Raw genomic sequence first — 21,716 nt, 5'->3', positions numbered from 1 at the left:
CGACGCGGCAGTGAGCGTGGGCCGCCGGGGCGGTCAGCCTCGGGCCCGACGGTGCCGACTCAACGGCGGGTGGCGGGACCCGCGCTGCGACGCAGCACCATCTCGGGCGGGATCCGCACGTGGGTACGCGTGTGCGCGACGCCCTCGAGCTCCTCTACGAGCAGTTCCAGGGCCCGGCGGCCGAGCTCGCCGAAGTCCTGCCGCACGGTGGTCAGGGGCGGGGTGAAGTAGGCGGCCTCGGGAATGTCGTCGAAGCCGACCACGCTGATGTCGCCCGGGATCGAGCGGCCGGCCTCGTGCAGGGCGCGCAGCAGGCCGAGCGCCATGTGGTCATTTGCGCAGAAGACGGCAGTGACGTCGTCCAGTTCGGCGATCCGCAAGCCCGCCTGGTAGCCGGCGCGCGCACTCCAGTCGCCGGGCTCGACACGCGGCACGGGGGCTCCGGCGGCCTCCAGGGCGCCGCGCCAGCCCTCCTGGCGGTCCCGGCTCTCCAGCCAGCCGGCCGGCCCCGCCAAGTGGTGCACGGTGCGGTGCCCCAGATCGAGCAGGTGTCCGGTGGCCGCTTCGGCGCCGGACCGGTTGTCCACCGAGACCATCGGAACCCGTGACTGGCTGCCCGGTCCGACCGCGACGACCGGCACGGAACTGGAGAGCTTGGCCACCGCGCTGACCGCGGAGATCTGGGGCGCGATCACGACCACGCCTTCCACGCCCTGGTCGCGCAGTCGGTCGACGGCCTCCTGAACCGAGCGGCCGTCCAGGGAGCGCAGACTCGTCACGCTGACGAAGTACCCCGCACTGCGCGCAGCCTGCTCGATGCCGTGCAGCATCGAGGCGGGACCGTACAGCGTCGATTCGAAGCTGACCACGCCGAGGGTTTGCGAGCGTCGGGTGACCAGGGCGCGGGCGGCGGAGTTGGGCCGGTAGTCCAGCTCCCGGATGGCGGCGAGCACGCGCTCCCGGGTGCCGGGCCGCACGTGCGGGGCGCCGTTGAGCACCCGGGACACCGTCTGGTGGGACACGCCGGCCAACTTCGCCACGTCCGCCATCACCGGGTGGCGCCGCTCGGTCCCGGCACTGTCGTTCCCCACGCGCACTTCCCTCCTCGACTCCTGGCCACGGTACGCTACCGACCCTCGACGAAGGCGATATGAGCTTCGCGTCAGCCCCGCCCTCCAGTGGACCGGCGGCAGGCGGTCGTCGGCGGCAGGGTCCAGGAAGCTGATCGCCTGCGTGTTGTTGAAGACTGAACGGCGACACGGGCAGACCCTTGACGGGCACTGTTGTGAGCGTTAACACTCATGTAACGCCAGGCCGGAGCCGCTGCAACGCCGGACTTCGCGCAGCGCGAGAAGACGACTCCCGGCCGCCCCCGCTCGACCGCTTCCGGTCACCCGAACCGGGTCGCACTGTGCCGGTCGCGGAACATCACTGGAGGAACTGTGCGGAAGCTTTCAGCGGGCCTCGTCTCCGTGGGCCTCACGCTGTCGCTGACAGCCTGCGGCCAGAGTGCCAACGGAGCGGGCGGCGGCGGGGCCGGCGGAGACGCCAAAGGGGGCCTCATCGGCATCGCGATGCCGACCAAGTCTTCGGAGCGCTGGATCAACGACGGCACCAACATGGTCAAGGAGTTCCAGGCCAAGGGGTACAAGACCGACCTCCAGTACGGCGACAACGTCGTGGAGAACCAGGTCTCCCAGGTGGAAAACATGATCACCAAGGGAGCCAAGCTGCTGGTGATCGCCGCCATCGACGGTTCCTCGCTCACCAACGTGCTGCAGAAGGCCGCCGACGCCCACATCCCCGTCATCTCCTACGACCGGCTGATCCGCGGCACGGGGAACGTCGATTACTACGCGACCTTCGACAACTACAAGGTCGGCGTCCTCCAGGGCAGTTACATCGTCGACAAACTCGGCCTCAAGGACGGCAAGGGCCCCTTCAACATCGAGCTGTTCGCCGGCTCACCGGACGACAACAACTCCACGTTCTTCTACAACGGCGCGATGAGCGCCCTCAAGCCGTACATCGACAACAAGATGCTGGTCGTGCAGAGCGGGCAGACCTCCCTCAACCAGATCGCCACACTGCGCTGGGACGGCGGTCTCGCCCAGTCCCGGATGGACAACCTGCTGAGCAAGTCGTACACCGCGGCCCGCGTCGACGCGGTGCTCTCGCCGTACGACGGCATCTCGATCGGCATCATCTCCTCGCTGAAGGGCGTCGGCTACGGGACCGGCCAGCCACTGCCCGTCGTCACGGGTCAGGACGGTGAGCTGGCCTCGGTGAAGTCGATCATTGCCGGCGAGCAGACCCAGACCGTCTACAAGGACACCCGCCAACTGGCCAAGGCCGCGGTCCAGATGGGCGACGCACTGCTGACCGGTGGCAAGCCCGAGGTCAATGACACCCGCCAGTACGACAACGGCGTCAAGACCGTCCCGGCGCAGCTGCTCCAGCCGGTCAGCGTCGACAAGGAGAACTACCGGAAGATCCTGGTGGACAGCGGCCAGTACACCGCGGATCAGCTCAAGTAGCCCACGGGGTCCGATCGGCGGCCCCCGTGCGAACCGGCGGTGCGACGCCCGGGAGACCGCCCGGCGTTGCACCGCCCCGACGATACGGATGCGCAACCATGGCCCGACCCGTTCTCGAGATGCGGTCGATCAGCAAGGCGTTTCCCGGTGTCAAGGCTCTCTCCGGCGTCGACCTGACCGTCGGCGCAGGGGAGGTGCACGCCGTCTGCGGCGAGAACGGCGCCGGCAAGTCCACACTGATGAAGGTACTCAGCGGGGTCCACCCGCACGGCAGCTACGAAGGCGAGATCTACTTCGAGGGCGAACCCTGCCACTTCCGGGACATCCGGGCCAGCGAGCAGCGCGGCATCGTCATCATCCACCAGGAACTCGCCCTTGTCCCCTACCTCTCCATCGCCGAGAACATCTTCCTCGGCAACGAGCACGCCACCCGGGGGTTCATCAGCTGGCACCGGACGCTGACCCACGCCGCCGCACTGATCCGGCAGGTCGGACTCGACGAGAGCCCGCACACCAGGATCGCCGATCTCGGCGTGGGCAAGCAGCAGTTGGTCGAGATCGCCAAGGCCCTCGCCAAGAAGGTCAAGTTGCTCATCCTGGACGAGCCGACGGCCGCCCTGAACGACGCGGACAGCCGCAAGCTGCTCGACCTGATCCTCGAACTCAAGGCTCAGGGCATCTCCTGCATCCTCATCTCGCACAAGCTGAACGAGATCGCCCGTGTCGCCGATGCCGTCACCGTCCTGCGCGACGGGCGGACCATCGAGACCCTCGCGATCGGTCCCGACGGCATCTCCGAGGAGCGGATCATCCGTGGCATGGTCGGCCGCGACCTGGAGCACCGCTACCCCGAGCGCGCCCCGCGGATCGGCGAGGTCGCCTTCGAAATCGATGACTGGAGCGTCCAGCACCCGATCGACCACCGGCGCAAGGTGGTCGACGGCGCTTCGCTCAACGTCCGTAGCGGCGAGATCGTCGGCATCGCCGGCCTCATGGGCGCCGGCCGCACCGAGTTGGCCATGAGCGTCTTCGGCCGCTCGTACGGACGGTGGACCGGCGGCCGGGTGCGGCTGCACGGGCGGGAGATCCGTACCCGGACGGTGCCGGAGGCGATCGGACACGGCATCGCGTACGTGACCGAGGACCGCAAGCAGCTCGGCCTCAACCTGGGCGACGACATCAGCCGGAACATCTCCCTGAGCGCCCTGGGCAAGGTGGCCCGGCGGGGCTGGGTCGACCGGCACGAGGAGGCGCGGATCGCCGAAACGTTCCGGCGGACGATGAACATCAAGGCACCCTCCGTGTTCGCGGAGACCGGCAAGCTCAGCGGCGGCAACCAGCAGAAGGTCGTCCTCAGTAAATGGATCTTCGCCGATCCGGAGGTGCTGATCCTCGACGAACCGACCCGGGGCATCGACATCGGCGCCAAGGCGGAGATCTACACCGTCATCGCCGAACTCGCGGCCCAGGGACGGACGGTACTCGTCATCTCCTCCGAGCTCCCCGAGCTTCTGGGCCTCTGCGACCGGATCTACACCATGGCCGAAGGCCGGATCACCGGTGAGGTGACCCGCGCCGAGGCCACCCAGGAATCCCTCATGCGGCTCATGACCATGAGCGCGGCATACCCCGACAAGCAGGTGTGAGGCATGGCCCAGATCGAGACCACCCCGGAGACCGCGCCCAGTCCCCCGGAAACCGGCCCACGACCGTCGGCCGGTGCCGTACTGGCCGGGGCGCTGCGGGGCAACCTGCGCCAGTACGGGATGCTGGTCGCGCTGGCGCTGATCGTGCTGCTGTTCCAGTTCTGGACGGACGGCATCCTGCTCCAGCCGCTCAACATCACCAATCTGATCCAGCAGAACGGCTACATCCTCATCCTGTCCATCGGCATGATGATCGTCATCATCGCCGGGCACATCGACCTGTCGGTCGGGTCGCTCGCGGCCTTCGTGGGGGCGGCTGCGGCGGTGATGATGGTCGAGCACAAGATGCCGTGGCCCGCGGCTCTGCTGGTCGCGCTGCTGATCGGGGCTCTCGCCGGTGCCTGGCAGGGGTTCTGGATCGCCTATCTCGGGATCCCGTCGTTCATCGTCACGCTGGCCGGCATGCTGCTGTTCCGCGGTGGGACCCAGATCCTCCTGCAGGGCCAGTCGGTGGCGCCGTTCCCCAAGGGTTTCCAGAACATCAGCAGCGGCTTCCTCCCCGCGGTCGGCCCCCACACCGACTACCACAACCTCACGCTGCTGCTGGGCCTGTCGGTACTGGCCGTGGCGATCGTGCAGGAGCTGCGCGGACGGCGGCGGGCCGCCTCGTACGGGCTGGAACCGCTTCCGGCCGGACTGTTCCTGGTGAAGCTCGGCGCGATCACCGCGGCCGTGGTGACGTTCACGCTGCTGCTGGCCAGCTACCACGGGGTGCCGATCGTCCTGCTGATCCTGGGCGTCCTGCTGGTCGGCTTCGGATACGTGATGCGCAACTCGATCCTCGGCCGGCACACCTACGCCATCGGCGGCAACGAGGCGGCGGCGAGGCTGTCCGGGGTGAAGAGCAAGCGGGTCGTCTTCCTCGCCTTCGTGAACATGGGCGTCCTGGCGGCCCTGGCCGGGCTGGTCTTCGCAGCGCGGCTCAACGCCGGTACGCCGCAGGCCGGCATCAACTTCGAGCTGGAGGCGATCGCCGCCGCCTTCATCGGCGGCGCCTCCGCGAGCGGCGGTGTGGGAACCGTCATCGGTGCGCTCACCGGCGGTCTGGTGCTGGGCGTGCTGAACAACGGCATGTCGCTGGTCGGCGTGGGTACCGACTACCAGCAGGTGATCAAGGGCCTGGTCCTGCTGGCGGCCGTCGGCTTCGACGTCTACAACAAGCGCAAGGCCGGAGCCTGACCTCGCCTCTCCTCGGCCCGGCATCGCCGCCCGCACGAGGGGGGTGACTCCGCTGCCGGGGAGCCCGCCTCGTGCGGCTCCGCTCGCGCGTCGACGATCTGCTCGAAGAGGGACCCGTACGCGGGGAAGGAGACGTCGTACTCGTGACCCGGGTACGGCGGGGCTTGACCAGCTGGGCGGCCCGGACCAGCCGCCGGCCCGCGCGGAGCGCCGCCACACCCGACGCGTACGGCGGCTCGTTGCGCCGGTCCGGCCGACCGGTCGCCTCCACGCACCACGCGGACATCGAGTCCGGCACCGCGGCCATCGGGGAGTCGTCGAGATCCGGTGCGTCCCACCTGCGCTGTGGGCGCACCTGGAGGTGAAGCGGCTTCCGAACACGTGGCACGGCGCATCGCGTCGCCGTCGTTGCTCCGGCCCCGTGCCCGGGGCCGTGGTGCAGGGACACCGCCGTCCCGGCCGGGCGGACCGGTCGTCCCGGCCGCGCAGGTCGTCCGCCGGAGGTGACTGCCCGGCACGGTGAGCGTTCCGCCCCTACGCCCGTCTCCGGCGTCGCCGCCTGCCGAAAGACGTCAACTGCCCGACGGAGGCGTCCGCCCGGACGTCGATGCCGGTCCGCGGGCAGCGGGTACGCGTCGCCGCCGTGACGCTCGCGTGTGTGCCGAAGCAGTGGTCCACCCACGGCTCCGGGCCCCCTCGGCTGTGCAGGCTGCCGGCTCTTTGGCAGCCCCATCGCTAATCGGCGCCAACGGCCTCGCCGCCGGTCGCGACTTCCGGGCCCCGGTGGCCGCGTACGAGGACGTCGCCCGGCCAGGAGGCAGGAGGCCCGCTTGACGTACACGGCACGGGGTACGGGACCCGCGCCGGCCCCGATCCCGGCTGGCTCACCACTCCGCTGCAGCAGGGCGTCGGCTGCCTGGCCGAACACCCTGCACGGGCCGCTGCCGAGGTACGGGCCGCGCTGTGGGGATCTCCCAGCTCGCCCCTCCGGGGAGCGGAGCACGGGCCGTTCATCCGGCGGGCGCAGCCGGCGTCGCCCTCATCGCTCCCCCGCCCAATGGGCGGACCGGTACGGGACGCGGCTGCCCGGCCGCCCCGAAGGACCCGCGCGCCCGCCGGCAACCGCCGGCATCCGTCGGCAACCTTTTCGCATCCTGCGGCGACCAGGCAGTGCACCTCGACTCGAATCTTCGGACGGACGGACATGCAGACTGCACGACAGGCCGCGCGGCAGCGCAAGCGTAGACACAGGCTGATGAGGGGAACGGCGGTGATGCTGACCGCCGCGGGCGGCCTCCTCTGCCTGGTGACCGCCGTGCTCCCCGGCCCCAAGTCCGGGACCGGGACCGGGGCCGGGGCCGGGGCCGACATGGCCGCCCCCGCCGCCCCCCTGGCGGGAGCCACGCCCTCGGCCCCGACGAGCCCCGCACCCCCGGCGAACAGCTCGCCTGCCGTGGCAACCCCGACGGCGGACGTCGGGGCGACCACCGCGGCGACGTCACAGCCTCCGGCGAAGGAGATCCGGCCGCCGGCGTCCTCCCCGGCACCGTCGGCAGGGCGCATCCAGCCCGGGGCCACCTACAAGGGCGTCGCCACCGCCTACGCTGCCGGCGACGGCAACGGCGCCTGCCTGTTCGGCCCGAGCGACGACCTCATGATCGCGGCGATGAACACCACCGACTACGAGTCGTCCCGGGCGTGCGGCGCGTACGTGCGCGTACGCGCCGCGAGCGGCGCCTCGATCACGGTCCGGATCACCAACGAATGCCCACTGCCCTGCGCACCCGGACAACTGGACCTCAGCGAACAGGCCTTCGCGAAACTGGCGGATCCCAAGCTCGGCCGTATCCCGATCACCTGGAGCCTGCTGAGCCCCCACACGTCCGGCCCGCTCTCCATCCGGTACAAGACCGGATCCAGCCCCTATTGGTGCGGCATCCAGGTGATCGACCACCGGAATCCGGTCGCACGGCTGGAGGTACGCACCACCAACGGCTGGCGGAGACTGCCCCGCACCGACTACAACTACTTCCTCTCCTCCGACGGCAGCGGGTGCGGCGGCGCGATGAGGATCACCGACATCTACGGAGAGCAGCTGACGGTCGACGGGACCGCGCTGCTGCCGAACGTCGCGCAACCGACCCGGGTCCAGTTCGCCCCGCACTGAAACCGCACCGCGGCCGGGCGAGCGGATCGGGGGTGCGGCGCATCGGGCGCACCCCCGATCGACCGGGCACTGATACGCTCCCGGCTGGATGTTAACGCAAACATTTGTGGAGGGGGGCGACCGACGGCCATGGTCCTCGATGACGCGTCCGCGCAGTTCCACGAGTTCTTCGAACGCCACTACGCCGAACTCGCCCGTTTCGCGCATCTCCTGACGGGTGAGGCGGACGGCGCCGACGATCTGGCCGCGGACGCCCTGATCGCGCTGTGGCAGCGCTGGGACCGGCTGGGCCAGGTCGAGTACCCGCTCGCCTACGCACGTGGCGTGGTCGCCAACCTGGCACGGTCACGGATCCGCAGCGCGGTTCGCGAACGCCGCCGGATCGCCCTGTTCTGGTCCCGCGGAGTGGAGCCGTCGGGCGGCCCGGACGTGGCTGCCGTGGTGGACGTGCGTACGGCTCTCGCCCGGTTGCCGTTCCGGAAGCGGACGTGCGTGGTCCTGCGGCACGCCTTCGACCTGTCGGAGAAGGACACCGCGCTGACGCTCGGGATATCGGTCGGTACGGTGAAGAGCCAGACCTCGAAGGGGATGGCCGAACTGGAACGGATGCTGGGCGGTACGGAAGCAGCCGGGGAACTGCTGGCGGGGAGGAGGAGCCGATGAACGAGGAGCTCAGCGCGCGGCTGCGCACAGCCGCCGAGGCACACCAGCCCGACCGCGCCCGGATCCTGGCACGCCTGGAGCGCGGTATGTCCGGCGCCCCCGACCGCCACCGGGAGTCGTCCGGCGCGAGGCCCTGGCCCAGGGTGGCACTGGCCTCCCTCGCCGCGGCCGGCATTCTGGCGGGCGGTGGTTTCGCCGTCGCCGCCATCGTCCAGTCCCCGCCGGCCAGGCCGGACAACTCGGGCACCCCCGCCGCGCCGTCCGCGCCGTCCGCGCCCTGGACGCCCCACACGACACCGCCGGCGCCCGCCACCGGCGGCCCGTCCGCGCCGGACCGCTCGTCCTCGACGAGCCCCAGCCCGGAGGTGTCCGGGGGCACGGCCTCGGCCCGGCCCGACAGCGCGCACGTCCAGGACGGTCCTCTGTGGTCGGCCGGCTCCCTGAACGCGAGCAGCAACACCTACTGGGCGCAGAGCGACATCACCCTCAAGACCACCCAGCCCCTCACCGCGCTCACCGTGGAACTGCGCATCACGCAGACCGGCGCAGTGCAGAGCACCGGCAACTGGCGGACGCTGCCGGCCGACGACTTCACCGTCACCGTGCAGCCTGAAGGCGGAGCCGTGGTCTACCGCTGGACCCTCAAGCCGGGCCGTACGGTCCCGGCCGGACAGCACGTCTTCGCCGGCCAGTACAACCACGCCGCCGGCCGGCGCGAGGCCAAGCACGACGGCTACCGCGTCGACGCAACCGGTCCGCGCGGCGCCCTCTCGGTCTGGGGCGGCTTCACCCCGGCACGGTGAGTCCGTGCCGGTGTCCCGGTCGACGTGCCGCGGCCATCCTCGGCAGCGGCCCGCCCGTGGGTGGCCGGCGCGGACCCCCGCCCGGCCCACGGGGCGGGGCGGGCCCAGACCTGCTGCCTCGTCCGGGCGTCGTCCGACAGGTCCGCCCCGGGCACGTCCAGCACCTCGTCGCTGTCCCAAGACCTGCTGCCTCGTCCGGGGGTCGTCCGACAGGTCCGCCCGCGGCGCGTCCAGCACCTTGTCGCTGTCCACGGACATCAACGCCCGGCGGGCGCCGGCATCCGGCGTCGCGGCTTCCACGTCGGTTTGCACGGACACCGGGTGGGGCCGAGCACACCGGGCTCGCCCAGTGCCGGACCCGAGGTCGTCCAGCGCCGGCGGATGGCCGTCCACACACACCGCTCGTCACCGGCCGCCACGGGCGTGCGCACGAGCCAGCCCCTGCCGCGGCGTTGGCACGGAATCGGGGCTTCGCATGTTCGGCGACCGCGCCGACCACGCCGGCCGCGGTGTGGCGACGGTACGCGCCTGAGTGCCTGACGCTGTACAACGAACTGGTCTCCCCCTACCGGAACCGCGCCCGAAAGGCTCCGACCCTGAACGCCGCACCCGCTGAAGCACTGTCCGTCGTCCTGCTCCTCGCCGTCCTGGCCTGCGCGGTGATCAGGCCGTGGGGCTGGCCGGAGGCGGTCGTGGCGGTCCCCGCCGCCGGAGTGGTGATCGCCGCGGGAGCGATCTCCCTCGACCACGCCGCGGCCGAGGCCGCCAGGCTGGGCCCGGTGATCGGCTTCCTCGCGGCCGTCCTGGTCCTGGCCCAGCTGTGCGACGACGAGGGCCTCTTCCACGCCTGCGGCGCCTGGATGGCGCGCCGGGCGGCCGGCCGCCCCCGCCGCCTGCTGGTCCTCGTCTTCGTGATGGCCTCCCTCATCACCGCGGTCCTCAGCCTCGACGCCACAGTGGTACTGCTGACGCCGGTGGTCTTCGCCACCGCCACCCGGCTGGGCGCCCGTGCCAAGCCGCACGTGTACGCCTGCACCCATCTGTCGAACAGCGCCTCGCTGCTGCTGCCGGTGTCCAACCTGACCAATCTGCTGGCATTCGCAGCCAGCGGCCTGGCCTTCACCCGGTTCGCCGCGTTGATGGCGCTGCCCTGGCTGGCCGCCATCGGGGCCGAGTACGTGGTGATCCGGCGCTTCTTCGCCACCGACCTGGACGCGGGCGCCGACGCCCCGCCCGCCGCCGAGCCGCCCGAACTCCCCCTGTTCGCCCTGCTCACGGTGGCGGGCACCCTGGCGGGCTTCGTGCTGGCCTCGGTGTTCGGCATCGACCCGGCCTGGGCGGCGGCCGCGGGTGCGGCCGTCCTGGCGGCCCGCGCCCTGGCCCGGCGGCGCACCACCCCCGTGGCGATCGTGCGGGCCGCGGCCCTGCCGTTCTGCGTCTTCGTGCTGGCGCTGGGCGTCGTGGTCCGGGCGGTCGTGGACAACGGCCTCGCGGATGCACTGGGCCACGTGGTCCCGGCCGGCACCGACCTGGCATCCCTCCTCGCCATCGCGGCGCTGGCGGCCGTCCTCGCGAACGTCATCAACAACCTGCCCGCCGTCCTGGTGCTGCTGCCGCTGACCGCCCCCACCGGCCCGGGCGCGGTCCTGGCCGTGCTCCTCGGCGTGAACATCGGCCCGAACCTCACCTACGCCGGCTCCCTGGCCACGCTGCTGTGGCGGCGGGTCGTGCGCGAGCACGGCACCGACGTGCACCTGGGCGAGTTCACCCGGCTCGGCCTGCTCGCCACGCCGGCCGCCCTGCTGCTCTCGGTGGTGGCACTGTGGGTGTCACTCCACACGATCGGAGGCTGAACACGGTGACCGTCATCGTCTGGATCGTCGAGGGCACCTGGCCCGCCTGCGTCGACGCCGCGCGCGCCCATGCGCCCCAGGGCGCCGACGTGGTGCTGCTGCACGTGGCCGGCCCCGAGGCGCCGGGCGCAGCGCACGGCGCCTACGCCGGGCTGCTGGGCCGCGCACGCCCCGATCGCGACCCCGGCACGCGGGTGGAGCACCTGGCCGCCGCGGCCGGCGAACGGCTCCTGGCCGGTGCGGCCGAGAGGCTGGGACGCCCGTGCACCCGGCAGGAACGCTCGGGCCGCGTCGAACGCGAGGTCGTGGCCGCCGCCGAAGGCGCCGACCTGCTCATCCTCGCCCGCGACGGTGACCGCACCCACCTCGGACCCCGCAGTCTCGGCCCTGGAAGCCGTTTCGTCGTCGACCACGCCCCGTGCCCGGTCCTGCTGGTCTGGCCGGAGACAGCGCCGGGCACGGCTGCCATCCCGCCCCCGCCACCCGACCCCCCGCACCACCGTTAGCCACGGCGGAACCCGAGGGCCCGGTGTCGGAAGTGCTCCCCGGACGGCGGGTACGGGGCCGGGGGTTCCCTCCCCGGCGGCGAGGGGGTCCGGGCCGCCACGGTGACGGCTCCCGGCCCGGCGTCGCGGGACGCCGAGCCACACCATCGGGGCGCCGGTCCGGTGCGGACCCGGCGTCCACGGGCGCCCGGGCGGTGGCCGAACCGTCAGGCCCCAGCCGCGCCGGTTCCCGCGATCACCTCGGGCCGCAGCAGCGCGGCGAGCTTCTCGGCCGGGAGCAGGCCCCTCTCCAGGACGAGCTCGGCCACACCCCGGCCACTGGCGAGGGCCTCCTTGGCGATGTCGGTGGCGGCCGTGTACCCGATGTGCGGATTCAGGGCGGTCACCAGGCCGATGGAGTTCTCGACGGTCGTGCGCAGCATCTCGGTGTTGGCGGTGATGCCGGCCACACAGCGCTCCGCGAGGGTGAGGCAGGCCGCGCGCAGGTGCGTGATGGACTCCGACAGCGAGTGCAGGATGACCGGCTCGAAGGCATTGAGCTGAAGCTGCCCCGCCTCGGCGGCCATGGTGATGGTGACGTCGTTGCCGATCACCTCGAAGGCGACCTGGTTGACGACCTCGGGGATCACCGGATTGACCTTGCCGGGCATGATGCTCGAACCCGCCTGTACCGGCGGCAGGTTGATCTCACCGAGGCCCGCGCGCGGTCCCGAGGACAGCAGGCGCAGGTCGTTGCACGTCTTGGACAGCTTGACGGCGATCCGCTTGAGCACGCCGGACATCTGGACGAACGCGCCGCAGTCCTGGGTGGCCTCGACCAGGTTGGCCGCGGTGACCAGCGGCATCCCGGTGATGCCGGCGAGATGACGGCGGGCCGATTCGGCGTACCCGGCGGGGGCGTTGAGGCCGGTGCCGATCGCCGTCGCGCCGAGGTTGATCTCGTGGATCAGTTCGAGGGCCTCCGCGAGCCGGCTGCGGTCCTCGTCGAGCATGACGGCGAAGGCGGAGAACTCCTGCCCGAGCGTCATCGGCACGGCGTCCTGCAGCTGGGTGCGGCCCATTTTCAGCACGTCGCGGAACTCGATGGCCTTGCGGGCGAAAGCCTCCTGGAGGACCGCCATGGCGTCCAGCAGGCCGTGCACCGCGGAGACGGTCGCGATCCGGACGGCGGTCGGGTAGACGTCGTTGGTGGACTGACCGAGGTTGACGTCCTCGTTGGGGTGCAGGTGCCGGTACTCGCCCCTGGCGTGGCCCAGCAGCTCCAGCGCCCGGTTGGCGACGACCTCGTTGGCGTTCATGTTGGTCGAGGTGCCGGCGCCACCCTGGATGACGTCGACGACGAACTGGTCGTGCAGCTTGCCGCCGCGGATCTCCTGGCAGGCGGTGACGATCGCGGCGGCCTTCGCGGGCTCCAGCAGGCCGAGTTCCTCGTTGGCGAGGGCGGCGGCCTCCTTGACGGTGGCGAGGGCGTCGATCAGGTGCGGGTAGGCGGATATGGGCGTGCCCGTGATGGGGAAGTTCTCCGTGGCGCGCAGGGTGTGGACGCCCCAGTAGGCGTCGGCGGGGACCTCGCGGTCTCCGAGCAGGTCGTGTTCGCTGCGGGTGGCGGCGGTCATGGGTGTGCGGATCCTCTTCCTGAGGTGGGTGGTTCAGGTGGTGAAGCGGAGGGGGTCAGGCGGTGGCGGCGGTGGGCCCAGCGCCGCCACCGGCCGGATGCCGCCGACGGGCCGGCCGCCACCGGTCATCTGCTCGCCCTGGAACCCGGCGAGCAGCCGCGGCTCGACTCCCGCCCGGGCGAGGGCGGCGGCCGTCACCGGGATGCGCGCGCGGTCCGCCCCGTCGGCGATCTTCACTGCGACGGCCCTGCCGTCGGGCAGCGCCGCGACCTGGACGCCCTCGAAGCCGTCCTTGGCCAGCAGCCCGGGCACCGCTCGCATCAGTTCGGCCGTGTCCCGCCCGGTGCCCGAGGCCATCTCCGGGTGGGCTCGCAGCGCGTCCGCCACCCGGCGCTCGGCGGTGTCCGGCGCGGCCGTGGCGATGCCGGCTGCGGCTCGGGCGAGGCCGTGCAGGGACACCGAGAACAGCGGGGATCCGCAGCCGTCGACGGTGACGTTCGCGATGCGCTGGCCGGTGAGTTCCTCCACGACCTCGGCGATCGCCCTCTGGAGCGGGTGGGCCGGGTCGAGGTACGTCTCCAGGGGCCAGCCCGACAGCTTGCACAGGTACAGCATCGCGGCGTGCTTGCCGGAGCAGTTCTGGGCGAGCCGGGAGGGCTCCCGGCCCCCGCGCACCCAGGCGTCCCGGACCGCCGGGGCGTACGGCAGGTCAGGGATGTTGCGCAGGTCGCCCTCGGAGACGCCGGCCAGTTCGAGGATCATCCGGGTGCCGGCGAGGTGGTGCTCCTCTCCGGAGTGGCTGCCCATCGCGAGGGAGAGGAGGGCGCCGTCCAGCGGCAGCCCGGCCCGCACCATGGCGGCGGCCTGGAGGGGCTTGAGGGCTGAGCGCGGGTAGCAGGCGGCCTCGATGTCGCCGATGCTCGACCGGACGCCGCCGTCGCCGTTGAGGACGACGACGGAGCCGTAGTGGACTCCCTCGACCACGCCACCCCTCGTGACGTGGGCGACCGGTGCATGCTGGGGTTCGCGGATCGCGGGGGCGTCCGCGAGGAGACTGCTGCGCATCACTGCCTCGTTGGGTGGTGGGTTGCTGCGGACCGATGTGGCAGGCGGGGGCCCGGAACGCCGGGTCGGCGTCCGCTCAGCCCTCGCCCTCGGCGGCGGCGCTCGCCACGCGGCCGCGGACCGCGTACCAGCCGGCCACCAGCGCCGCGGCGATCAGCGGCACGCACAGCACGGTGGTGCGCGCGGCTCCTCCGTCGGCGTACATGAGGACCAGGACGGAGGCGAGGAAGGCCAGCGTCACCAGTTCGGTCCACGGGGAGCCCGGCAGGCGGTAGGACGGACGGGTCAGCTCGCCGCTGCGGGTCTTCCGCCAGAAGAGGAGGTGGCAGAGCATGATCATGCCCCAGGTGGAGAGGATGCCGATCGCCGCGAGGTTGAGGACGATCTCGAACGCGTCCGCGGGGACGACGAAGTTGAGCCCGACGCCCAGGACGCACATGCCGCTGGTGAGGAGGATGCCGCCGTAGGGGACCTGGGTGCTGCTGAGGCGTGCGGTGAAGCGGGGGGCGGAGCCGTTGACGGCCATCGAGCGCAGGATGCGGCCGGTGGAGTAGAGGCCGGAGTTGAGCGAGGACATGGCGGCGGTGAGGACGACCAGGTTCATCACGTCGCCGGCCGCCGGGACGCCGATGTGTGAGAGCACGGTGACGAACGGGCTCTGGCCGGCGCTGTAGCTGCTCCAGGGCATCAGCATCGTCAGCAGGACGACCGAGCCGACGTAGAAGAGGCCCACGCGCCACATGATCGAGTTGATGGCCTTGGGCATGATCAGCTCGGGGTTCTCGGTCTCACCGGCCGTGACGCCGACCAGTTCGACGGAGGCGTAGGCGAAGACGACGCCCTGGATGATCAGCAGCATGGGAAGCAGGCCGTTGGGGAAGATGCCGCCGTTGTCGGTGATCAGGGCGGGGCCGGGGACGGCGCCGTCGACGGGGTGCCGGGTGATCAGGAGGAAGATCGCGATCCCCATGAAGACGACCAGGGCGCTGACCTTGACGATGGCGAACCAGAACTCCAGTTCGCCGAAGATCCGCACCGAGATGAGGTTCACGGTCAGGACCACGGCCAGGGCTATGAGCGCGATCACCCACTGCGGGACGTCGGAGAAGAGGTGCCAGTAGTGGGTGTAAGTGGCCACGGCGGTGATGTCGGCGATGCCGGTGGTCGCCCAGTTCAGGAAGTACATCCAGCCCGCGGTGTAGGCGCCCTTCTCCCCGAGGAACTCCCGGGCGTAGGAGACGAAGGCGCCGGAGGACGGCCGGTACAGGACGAGTTCGCCGAGCGCGCGCACGACGAGGAACGCGAAGATCCCGCAGACGGCGTAGGCGACGAACAGGGAGGGCCCGGCGTCGGCGAGGCGTCCGCCCGCGCCGAGGAAGAGACCGGTGCCGATCGCACCGCCGATGGCGATCATGTTGACGTGGCGGGGTTTCAAGGACTTGCTGTAGCCGGTGTCGCCGGCGTCGACGTGACGGGTCGTGGGGCGCTTCTCGTCTTTGAGGAACTGCTCGCTCACGCCTCGGGTCTGCCTTCCGTAGGGGCGGTCGTGCGCTGGGGGCGCACGATGTCGGTGAGGGTCGTCTCGACCCGCAGGAGGTGGTGGGACATGGCCTCCACCGCGTCGTGTTCGGAGCCGTCGACCAATGCCTCGAGGATCGCCCGGTGCTCGCAGTTGGACTGCTCGCGCCGGCCGCCCAGTTCGTTGAGGAAGGTCGACTGACGCGCCAGTGCGTCGCGGATCTCCTCGATGACCCGGCGGAAGACGGGGTTGCGGGATGCCTCGGCAACCGCCAGGTGGAAGACGGTGTCCATCGCCACCCACGCGGTGGTGTCGGTCTCCTGCTCCATCCGGTCCAGCAGATGACCCAGATGGTCCAGGTCCTCGGGGGTGCGGCGCACCGCGGCGTACCCGGCGACCGGGATCTCGACGTGCCGGCGCACCTCGAGCAGGTCGCTGGCGGCATAGTCGCCGAAGGTGGGGTCCTCGACCGTGTTGGCCAGGACGAACGTGCCCTTGCCGCTCTTGGAGACGGTCAGACCCATGGCCTGCAGGGCCCTGAGGGCTTCCCGCAGCACAGGCCGGCTGACCTCCAGGGTCCGGCACAACTCCGCCTCGGAGGGGAGCTTGTCACCCACTACGTACTCGCCGCGCTCGATGGCGCTGCGCAGGTGGCCGAAGACCGCTTCCATCGCGCTGACGCGCCGCGGGCCCGGGCCACCTGTCTGGCTGTCTGACAGGTTCACGCTGTGATCTTGCGGTCTGCACCAGAGGGGTGTCAAGACATCCGTGTCGGGAAAGCCCGGCCCGGCGAGGTTCGCACCCTGCGCACCTTCCGTCCGGCGACCTGAACCGTCAGATCGGCGTTCACAGGAGGGGAGCGGCGGCACAGCGACGGCCCAGTGGGAGCGCCCCCCACCTGCGCAATCGACACCGCGCGCGGCGCGCGGCACCGCCCCGTCACCGCGCTCGGTCGATGGCCGCAGTCCTGAGCGGGGCCGCCCTCTCACGCGTACGGCGACGCGCGGCCCGGGCGGCCGGGTGAACGGATCGTGGCGGCCCGGTGCAATACGGCCAAACTTGCCGTCGGCCGGACGCGCGTAGACCTGACCCCGATGTCAGGATTTCCACTATGGCCGACCCCCGGCCACAATGGCTGAAAATTAAACTACCCGGTGGCGGGCGCACTACGTTTGCGGCGGTTGACGCTCCACCGAGAGGAAACCCCCTCATGACCGCCGCCGACAGCACACCGAGAAGAACCGCCCACGTCCTCCCCGGATACCGCCCCGACGACGCCTTCATGGCCGTGGAGCTGGACCCGCCACCGGCCGAGTACGTATGGCACGACGAGCACGCCGAGCAGCAGGAACAGCGCTATGGCCCGGGAGCGGCCTACCACCAGTGGCTGGCAGTGGACGCGTGCGACGGCGCCGTCTGGTTCGGGGACACCGACTGGCGGGCCCCGGGCGAAGACCTCGCCGACCGGCTGCCCGGCCTTCCCCGCAAGGTGCTCGGCGACGGTGCCGTCCCGGCCCCTGGAATCGTGGTGCACCTACTGGACCACCTGACCCATGACGAACAGCGTGGCTGCTCCTGGCGCTTCTTCACCGCCGAGGAGCTGCACGCGCTCGCGCTGCGCATCCTGCCCGGCGTACAGCGGCTCGTGGATTCGATGCACCGGATCGGGCCGGCCGGTGAACTGGAGTGGTCGGCTGAGGCCGCCACCGCCTGGGACGACATCGCGCAGGCCACGGCCCACCCCGTCGATCCCTCGGGGGGCCTGCTCCGGGCCGGGCTGCGCACGACGCCGACCCCTGCCTGGCGCGTCGAGGTCGGCGCGTTCCTCGCCATGAACCCCGACCTGTGCGACCCCTCCTGGGCCCTGGCCACGGACGCGGAACTCGACGCCTACGCCGACTACCGTCCTGAACGCGGATACGGCGGGGTACCAGGGCGGATGTGCCACGACGCCGACCGGCAGATCGAGGACGGTTTCACCTTCTACGGCCACCGTGCCGCCCTCTACGCCTACCGCGCGCAGGCGTGCGGCGACCGCACTCCGACGGACGCCCGCATCTGGCTGGAGACGACAGACGCGGGCCGGGGAACCTGGGAGGCGGCCAAGCCCCTCGGAGCCACGCTCGCCGACGTTCCGGACTGCGTGCTGGCGGCCCTGGCCGAGGGATTCCAGAACGCCGCGCGCGAGGAGGGCCTGGTCCTGACGGGCCTGAACTCCTACCTGCAGCGGCTGCGCGCCGAGGAACGCTCCGCCGTCGACAGCCAACTCGTGCGCGAAGCCGAGGAGGTCGAACGCCTGGAGAACATGCTCAAGGACTTCCGAGCCGCACGGAACCGCACCGTGACACGGATCCTGGCCTGGTCCGACGCGCGCAGCGACGCGGAGATAGCCCGCCTGGCGTCCATGCCCGACGAGTACGTCAGAAGCTGGCGGGCCCGCCTGACCGACGAGGAGACCGTCACCCCGCCCGGAACGTGAACCCCTTGCGCGACGAAGGGGCCGTGGTCGATCCGCTCCCCGGCCGAAGCCACGGCGGACGCGGCCGGGGTGGCGGGCGTGGCGTCGGGACTTGAACGGGTTGTCGGGTGATGATGGCGCAGTGCGACTTGATCACGTGTCCTATGCGGTGGCCCGCGACAGCTTCGTCTCGACCGTCCAATGGATCGGATCGGCCCTCGGCGGCGGGTTCGTCGACGGGGGCGTGCACCCGCGGTTCGGCACCCGCAATTTCATTCTCCCGCTGAGCGGCGGCACCTACGTCGAGGTCGTCACCACACTCGACCACCCCGCCGCCGACCGCGCACCCTTCGGCCAGGCGGTCGCGCGCCGCGCCGCCGAGGGCGGCGGCTGGCTCGGGTGGGTGGTCTCCGTCGACGACATCGCCCCGGTCGAGGCCCGCCTCGGCCGCACCTCGGCCGAGGGCCACCGTGTCCGCCCCGACGGGTTCGACCTGAGGTGGAAGCAGATCGGCCTGCTGGAACTGCTGGAGGACCCCCAACTTCCGTACTTCCTGCAGTGGTTGGTCCCCGACGAGGAGCGCCCGAGCGCCGACCCGCGCACCTCCACCACCATCCACGGGGTCTCCATCGCCGGCGACGCCGCCTCCATCGCGGAATTCCTCGGCGAACCGGCCGACCACCCCCTCGACCAGATCGACGTCACCTGGGTCGAGGACGAGGAACCGGGTCTGGTCTCGGTCGAGTTCGCCACCGCCCACGGCCCGGTCACGATCTGACCGGGGCCCGACCGCCCCGCCACCGGAACCACCCCCGCGCCATTCATCACTACCACCAGATCGGTCTGCTGCCGGAGCCCGGGCGAGGCGGAGACCGACGCCGCCGCTACGGCTACGACGACATGATCCGCCTGCTCTGGATCCGCAAGATGTCCGAGGCCGGCATCGGCCTGGACGACATGCGGGCCGCCTTCGTCGACGAAGCCAGGGACGTCGAGGACGCCCTGGGCCGGCTGGAGGAGACCCTGGCCGCCCAGGAAACCGACATCAAGCGTCAGCGCGCGGCAGTCCAGCGCCTGCGGATCGTGGGCAGCCCCTTGGGCTCGCTCTCCCCGTTGGTCACGGACCGGCTCAGCCACCTGCCTTCCGGCGCACTGCGCCCCTGCGACCTGGACTCCCTGCTGGTCACGGAACGGATCTTCGGGCCGCTGGGAGCCGCAATCCAGGCCGGCGAGTTCATCGTCCTGGCGCCCCATCCCGGCCTACGGGCCGAGGCAGACCGCCTCGACGCGGCCGACGCCGCCCTCGGTGACACCGTCGACCCCCACGACCCGCAGGTCGAGGAGCTCGCCGCGCAACACTGGGGTTCGCCGGCTCGTCGCCCCCCCCGAGCGCCATATCGGGGACTCAGCCGTCCGTGGGCGGCACGTCGTGGTAGGGGTTGAGCGGTTGGCCGACAGGCTTGACGGCGTCGACCTCCATGGTCGGGACCGGGTTCTCGGCAGCGACCTGGTCGCCCCGCCAGACACCCGTGACCTCGACCCAGGAGTCGTCGTCGGGTGCCTCCGCGCCGTGCACCTCCACACGCAGGGTCCGCGCGTCGGCCGCACAGCAGCTGAGCTTCAGGCGGTTGAGGTACCAGCTGTCCGGGCCCTTGCCCGCGGAGACGAATCCGAGCAGCCGGACCTTGCGGCCGCGCAGGGTCTCCGGCCCGTTCACGGAGCGTCCGATGAACTCCTCCAGGGCCAGGGGTGCGATCGGCGCGTCCGGCAACGGGTCCTTGTAGGCGCTGTGCTCCACCCTGGCCGCGGCCCCGTCCCGCGAGGCCGTGTACGAGCCGAGCGCCGGCGGGGCGACGAACATCAGGGTGAGGGCGGGTACGGCGAGGAGCCAGGCGACGTGCGTGGCACCTCCGTGCCCGTGCCCGTGGTCATGCCCGTACCCGTGGTCATGCTCGTGCCCGTGGTCTTGGTCGTCGCGTTCTTCTGCGCAATCGTCCGGCAGCTGCCGCAGTCGGCGCACCAACTCGGCTCCGAGCCCCGCGAGGCCCAGGGCGACCAGCAGGACTCCGGAGGCGATGAGGTACGGCCGCAGCCCTTCCTTCACGTACCGGAGATACACGTCGCTGCGCACCGTCGTGTGCAGCAGGCCCGTGCCGGTCAGGACCAGCAGGAGGGGCTGACCGAGTCCGCTCAGCAGGCGCGCTTCTGTCACGTCGGTGGGGGGCCGTCCGGTCACAGGAGTACGCCTCCGACGACTACGGAACACAGGATCGCCACGACGAACGTGCCGGCGCAGAACCGCACCGCGAACGTCCGCCCGAAAGCCCCCGACTGCAGGGCGATCAGCTTCATGTCGACCATCGGGCCCACCACCATGAAGGCGAGGCGGGCGGTGGGCGAGAAGCCGGTGAACGAGGACGCGACGAACGCGTCCGCCTCCGAGCACACCGACAGGAGGACCGCGAGCGCCGCCGCCACGAGGACGCCCAGCCATGGAGAACCGGAGAAGGCTTCCAGGACGGACGGCGGTACGAGGACGTTGAAGGTGGCCGCGGCCATGGCGCCGACCACCAGGAACCCGCCCGCCTGCAGGAAGTCGTGCTCCAGCCCGCGCCGGAAGGCCTCCAGCCGGCCCGCGCCGGGTGCATGCTCCGCATGCCCCGTCGGCAGCCGCAGCCACTCCTCGCGCCCCCACCGGATCCACAGCCAGCCCATGACGACCGAGGTGAGGAGCGAGGCACCGAACCGCGCGGCCACCATCTCCGGCTGTCCGGGGAACGCGATCGCCGTCGCGACGAGCACCACCGGGTTGACCGCGGGCGCGGCGAGCAGGAACGTCAAGGCCGCCGCGGGAGCCACGCCCCGGCGCATCAGGCTGCCCGCGACCGGCACCGAGGCGCACTCGCACCCCGGCAGCACCACTCCGGCCGCACCGGCCACCGGGACGGCGAGGACGGGGTTGCGGGGCAGGACCTTGGAGAAGACCCGGGCGGGGACGAACGCGCCGATGGCCGCCGAGACGGCGGTGCCGAGGATCAGGAACGGTACGCCCTGCATGACGATGGCCACCAGCAGGGTGCGCCAGGCCCCCAACGCGGCGAGCCCGAAACGCCGCTCCAGCCACGGACCGGCGAGCACCCCGACCACCACGGCCCCGACCAGGACCGCGCTGACCGTGCCGGCCCTCGACCGGTGCCGCCGCTCCGCGTCGACCCCGCCGCCCTGCGGGTCGAAAGGACGTGGAGGTGGTGCCGTCGTCGTGCTCGCCGAGCCCTCAACCACGCTGCGCCCCTCGCTCTTCGTCCGCCGCGGCGCGGCGGTACGCGCCCAGCCCGCCCGGAGGAGGCCCGGCGCGGGCGGGCACACACTAGCCCAAGACGATGCCGGTCATGGCCGCGCAGGAGGCCGTGCGGCGTGCCGTCCCGAACCGTGCTGCGATGCCGACCGGCTGCCGGGGCGGCACGGCGGAATACCGCTGCTCCCTCCCGCCTTCGAGTGCGAGGCACGAGGGGTGCCGGTAGGCGGCCGCGGCGTCCGCCGTGGTGGTGCAGCCAGGCCGCGTCGCGGCCGGTGCCGCAGCCGATGTCCAGCCCCCGGGGGCCCGGCGCCGTGGCGGCGCAGGGTGTGCCGCGGACAGCGGTGAC

18 protein-coding genes and 2 pseudogenes are annotated in these 21,716 nt (G+C 71.7%); 13 read left to right on the top strand and 7 right to left on the bottom strand.

The annotated features are described in order from the left end of the window. Positions 1–59: 59 nt before the first annotated feature. Positions 60–1,049, bottom strand: a complete 990-nt coding sequence (locus ACIPK4_RS19680) for a LacI family DNA-binding transcriptional regulator (RefSeq protein WP_402314408.1) — start codon at positions 1,047–1,049, stop codon at positions 60–62. Positions 1,050–1,442: 393 nt separating this feature from the next. Here ACIPK4_RS19680 and chvE point away from each other — a divergent pair, with 393 nt between their 5' ends. From chvE to ACIPK4_RS19630, 10 genes and pseudogenes are all read left to right on the top strand, one after another. Next, complete coding sequence (gene chvE, locus ACIPK4_RS19675) at positions 1,443–2,537, top strand: multiple monosaccharide ABC transporter substrate-binding protein (protein ID WP_402314191.1); 1,095 nt, start codon at positions 1,443–1,445, stop codon at positions 2,535–2,537. A 98-nt stretch (positions 2,538–2,635) separates the two neighbouring features. Next, complete coding sequence (mmsA, locus tag ACIPK4_RS19670) at positions 2,636–4,183, top strand: multiple monosaccharide ABC transporter ATP-binding protein (protein ID WP_402314189.1); 1,548 nt, start codon at positions 2,636–2,638, stop codon at positions 4,181–4,183. 3 nt (positions 4,184–4,186) lie between these two features. Continuing rightward, positions 4,187–5,422: a multiple monosaccharide ABC transporter permease gene (gene mmsB / locus ACIPK4_RS19665; RefSeq protein ID WP_402314187.1), complete on the top strand. Its 1,236-nt coding sequence runs from the start codon at positions 4,187–4,189 to the stop codon at positions 5,420–5,422. A 71-nt stretch (positions 5,423–5,493) separates the two neighbouring features. Beyond that, the gene (locus ACIPK4_RS19660; protein WP_402314185.1) at positions 5,494–5,787 is read left to right on the top strand and encodes a hypothetical protein; all 294 of its coding nucleotides are present in this window, start codon (positions 5,494–5,496) and stop codon (positions 5,785–5,787) included. Positions 5,788–6,160: 373 nt separating this feature from the next. Beyond that, a pseudogene (locus tag ACIPK4_RS19655) lies at positions 6,161–6,235 on the top strand (homogentisate 1,2-dioxygenase); the annotation flags it as partial. A 442-nt stretch (positions 6,236–6,677) separates the two neighbouring features. Continuing rightward, positions 6,678–7,589, top strand: coding sequence for an expansin EXLX1 family cellulose-binding protein (locus ACIPK4_RS19650; protein WP_402314183.1), 912 nt, complete (start codon positions 6,678–6,680; stop codon positions 7,587–7,589). A gap of 129 nt (positions 7,590–7,718) precedes the next feature. After that, positions 7,719–8,252, top strand: coding sequence for a SigE family RNA polymerase sigma factor (locus ACIPK4_RS19645; protein WP_054224909.1), 534 nt, complete (start codon positions 7,719–7,721; stop codon positions 8,250–8,252). After that, the gene (locus ACIPK4_RS19640) at positions 8,249–9,055 is read left to right on the top strand and encodes a hypothetical protein (protein ID WP_402314181.1); all 807 of its coding nucleotides are present in this window, start codon (positions 8,249–8,251) and stop codon (positions 9,053–9,055) included. Before ACIPK4_RS19645 ends, ACIPK4_RS19640 begins: the two co-directional genes overlap by 4 nt. A gap of 596 nt (positions 9,056–9,651) precedes the next feature. Continuing rightward, a complete protein-coding gene (locus tag ACIPK4_RS19635) occupies positions 9,652–10,908 on the top strand; it encodes an SLC13 family permease (protein WP_402314406.1) in 1,257 nt (418 codons plus the stop codon). 5 nt (positions 10,909–10,913) lie between these two features. Next, complete coding sequence (locus tag ACIPK4_RS19630; RefSeq protein ID WP_402314179.1) at positions 10,914–11,414, top strand: universal stress protein; 501 nt, start codon at positions 10,914–10,916, stop codon at positions 11,412–11,414. 206 nt (positions 11,415–11,620) lie between these two features. On the opposite strand, the gene aspA is transcribed toward ACIPK4_RS19630, so the two are convergent. The 4 genes from aspA to ACIPK4_RS19610 all read right to left on the bottom strand — a co-directional run bounded on the left by aspA (position 11,621) and on the right by ACIPK4_RS19610 (position 16,339). Next, positions 11,621–13,030 carry an aspartate ammonia-lyase gene (aspA, locus tag ACIPK4_RS19625; protein WP_402314177.1) on the bottom strand — a complete coding sequence of 470 codons (1,410 nt, stop codon included), beginning with the start codon at positions 13,028–13,030 and terminating at the stop codon, positions 11,621–11,623. A gap of 33 nt (positions 13,031–13,063) precedes the next feature. Then, positions 13,064–14,095 (bottom strand): asparaginase, encoded by a 1,032-nt coding sequence (locus ACIPK4_RS19620; protein ID WP_402314175.1) that lies wholly within the window; start codon positions 14,093–14,095, stop codon positions 13,064–13,066. 76 nt (positions 14,096–14,171) lie between these two features. Continuing rightward, a complete protein-coding gene (locus tag ACIPK4_RS19615) occupies positions 14,172–15,611 on the bottom strand; it encodes an amino acid permease (protein ID WP_402314173.1) in 1,440 nt (479 codons plus the stop codon). Beyond that, the gene (locus ACIPK4_RS19610; RefSeq protein WP_402314171.1) at positions 15,608–16,339 is read right to left on the bottom strand and encodes a FadR/GntR family transcriptional regulator; all 732 of its coding nucleotides are present in this window, start codon (positions 16,337–16,339) and stop codon (positions 15,608–15,610) included. Before ACIPK4_RS19610 ends, ACIPK4_RS19615 begins: the two co-directional genes overlap by 4 nt. 485 nt (positions 16,340–16,824) lie before the next feature. Between ACIPK4_RS19610 and ACIPK4_RS19605 the strand changes: the two genes are divergently transcribed. The 3 genes and pseudogenes from ACIPK4_RS19605 to ACIPK4_RS19595 form a co-directional block, all read left to right on the top strand. Beyond that, positions 16,825–18,093 carry a hypothetical protein gene (locus tag ACIPK4_RS19605; RefSeq protein ID WP_402314169.1) on the top strand — a complete coding sequence of 423 codons (1,269 nt, stop codon included), beginning with the start codon at positions 16,825–16,827 and terminating at the stop codon, positions 18,091–18,093. A gap of 121 nt (positions 18,094–18,214) precedes the next feature. Continuing rightward, on the top strand, positions 18,215–18,850 hold the full coding sequence (locus tag ACIPK4_RS19600) for a VOC family protein (protein ID WP_402314167.1): 636 nt from the start codon (positions 18,215–18,217) through the stop codon (positions 18,848–18,850). Positions 18,851–18,882: 32 nt separating this feature from the next. Continuing rightward, positions 18,883–19,428 (top strand): annotated as a pseudogene (locus ACIPK4_RS19595) (MerR family transcriptional regulator); the annotation flags it as partial. A 49-nt stretch (positions 19,429–19,477) separates the two neighbouring features. Here ACIPK4_RS19595 and ACIPK4_RS19590 read toward each other — a convergent pair. Beyond that, positions 19,478–20,284: a TIGR03943 family putative permease subunit gene (locus ACIPK4_RS19590; RefSeq protein WP_402314165.1), complete on the bottom strand. Its 807-nt coding sequence runs from the start codon at positions 20,282–20,284 to the stop codon at positions 19,478–19,480. A 20-nt stretch (positions 20,285–20,304) separates the two neighbouring features. Continuing rightward, positions 20,305–21,354 (bottom strand): permease, encoded by a 1,050-nt coding sequence (locus tag ACIPK4_RS19585; protein WP_402314163.1) that lies wholly within the window; start codon positions 21,352–21,354, stop codon positions 20,305–20,307. Positions 21,355–21,716: the final 362 nt, after the last annotated feature.

Source organism: Streptomyces sp. NPDC086989 (assembly GCF_044745505.1).
Lineage (GTDB): Bacteria > Actinomycetota > Actinomycetes > Streptomycetales > Streptomycetaceae > Streptomyces.
The sequence above is the reverse complement of the archived record's forward strand: the minus strand, read 5'-3'. Positions and strand labels throughout refer to the sequence as shown.